Below are 1,842 nucleotides of genomic sequence, written 5' to 3' on the forward strand. Positions count from 1 at the left end.
TGAATGGAGCTCAAAATGTCTTCTGTACCAAGAAATAAGGATGAATTGGAGTTAGCCATAAATTCAATCTTTCCGAAACTCATGGCTGACTATCGTTCAATTCCAGAAAACCAAGTTCGTAAATCCGGAGTAGAGGGAAACGTCAAAGGTACAATCATTAGCGTTAGTGATACAGTGGCTTACTTGATTGGCTGGGGTAAACTCGTTCTTAAATGGCATTATTTAAGATCTCAAAATTCACATGTTGATTTCCCAGAAACTGGTTACAAATGGAACCAATTAGGCTCGCTCGCAGAAAGTTTCCATGCAGAGTACCGTGATTGGAAATACGATGATTTACTCAATGAGCTTGAGTTTACGGTTAACGAGATACTATTACTTATTTCAAGCTTAAGTGACCATGAGCTGTATGGTGTTACGTGGTATGAACAATGGACTTTGGGGCGCATGATTCAGTTTAATACGTCATCACCGATGAAAAATGTGCGTACAAAAGTTCGCCGCTTCAATCGAGAATTCACATAACAAATGCTTCAAGTCGATTCGTAACGCTTGGCATTTTTGGTGTAAATATAAGTTTATGTGTTTACGGTGGTTAATTTAAGTTTGGTGGATGCGTCACTCACAACTTAAGCAGGCGTTAGGTGCAATTAACCTCAGTCAAGATTTATAGGAAATTTATTTAATGAAGAACGAACTAAAAAACCCTTTCCTTTTAGTCGCATCTGGTATCGTGATACCGCTAATCGCCGTCTTAATTCCCTATTTGATTTCATTTTTTACGCAAAGTTCAGGCTTAACATATAACTATAAAGGAATTGTTGAAGTTAATGATACAAAGGCTTTTGAGGTCACTATCAACAATGACGGCAGTCTTGCAGAAAAAAATGTAGAAATATGGCTCACAGACGAGTTGCCAAGTGAAGGATTTGAAATAGAATCAGATGTAGACTTTGTTGTACGAACAGAGCAAGGCAAGTCTGTCGTTTCGATTGGTAATGTACGGTCAGGTGAATCTTTAAGATTAGCCTTTCTAATTGATGAGCCACTTTTCTTTATGCACGATTATCAAATTAAAAAATTAAAGGTGAGATCAGAACATAGAGTAGCTAAGTTTGCTGGTTTATCTGATGGTTGGTTATTTGCATATAAAGCCGGATTCTGGGGTGCTATTGCATTGTTTGTTTCGATGATCTGTCTGGGTGTTTACCAAGAATATCTTATGCCACGATCTGAACGAGAAAAAATGTTACTTAAGGAAATGGAAAAGTTGTAAATACGTTTGCATGTAAGCACCTAACAAATTGTTCAAGCAGACAGCTAACAGTCGGCGATTTTGGTTTGGTTGAGTTTAGTGATTACAGTGGCTTTGTTTGAGTGCAGTGGTGGTTAGCTGCTACTTAACAAGGCGTTAGGCGCAAACGTACAACAAGGAAAGTGTATGAATTTAAATCAAGTAACCTTGGCGGTTCATGATATGGAATTGGCGGTCAAGTTTTATACAAAGCTTGGCTTGAATCAAATTGTTGGTGACGAGTATTATGCTCGGTTTTCCTTTCCTGATGGTGATGCAACTTTGTCAGTCTATCTAGACATGGAAAAACAAGGCTTAGATTGTCGCGGTGTAGTTTACTTCGAGCATGAAAAACTGGATGAACTCGTTATGCATCTTAAGTCTGAAGGTATCGAATTCACTCATGAGCCAACAATGCAAAGTTATCTTTGGAAAGAAGCTGCATTAACTGACCCGTCCGGCAATAAAATCAAACTGTATTGGGCTGGCGAAAATCGGTTAAACCCACCGTGGAAGCTTGAGGCCAGGGCCTAACAAGTGCTTCAAGC

The 1,842-nt window shown here is 38.9% G+C and carries 3 protein-coding genes; all 3 read left to right on the plus strand.

The genetic code is table 11. The annotated features are described in order from the left end of the window. Positions 1 to 15: 15 nt before the first annotated feature. The 3 genes from MD535_RS25440 to MD535_RS25450 all read left to right on the plus strand — a co-directional run bounded on the left by MD535_RS25440 (position 16) and on the right by MD535_RS25450 (position 1,828). The gene (locus MD535_RS25440) at positions 16 to 525 is read left to right on the plus strand and encodes a ClbS/DfsB family four-helix bundle protein (RefSeq protein WP_265678070.1); all 510 of its coding nucleotides are present in this window, start codon (positions 16 to 18) and stop codon (positions 523 to 525) included. A gap of 160 nt (positions 526 to 685) precedes the next feature. After that, positions 686 to 1,276: a COG1361 family protein gene (locus MD535_RS25445; RefSeq protein ID WP_265678071.1), complete on the plus strand. Its 591-nt coding sequence runs from the start codon at positions 686 to 688 to the stop codon at positions 1,274 to 1,276. A 165-nt stretch (positions 1,277 to 1,441) separates the two neighbouring features. Beyond that, positions 1,442 to 1,828 (plus strand): VOC family protein, encoded by a 387-nt coding sequence (locus tag MD535_RS25450; protein ID WP_265678072.1) that lies wholly within the window; start codon positions 1,442 to 1,444, stop codon positions 1,826 to 1,828. Positions 1,829 to 1,842: the final 14 nt, after the last annotated feature.

It is taken from the genome of Vibrio qingdaonensis (assembly GCF_026191675.1).
GTDB lineage: Bacteria > Pseudomonadota > Gammaproteobacteria > Enterobacterales > Vibrionaceae > Vibrio > Vibrio qingdaonensis.

Excerpts from the sequence above, each read along its gene's own strand:
- MD535_RS25450 (WP_265678072.1), top strand. The coding sequence starts at position 1,442 with ATGAATTTAAATCAAGTAACCTTGGCGGTTCATGATATGGAATTGGCG.
- MD535_RS25445 (WP_265678071.1), top strand. The coding sequence starts at position 686 with ATGAAGAACGAACTAAAAAACCCTTTCCTTTTAGTCGCATCTGGTATC.
- MD535_RS25440 (WP_265678070.1), top strand. The coding sequence starts at position 16 with ATGTCTTCTGTACCAAGAAATAAGGATGAATTGGAGTTAGCCATAAAT.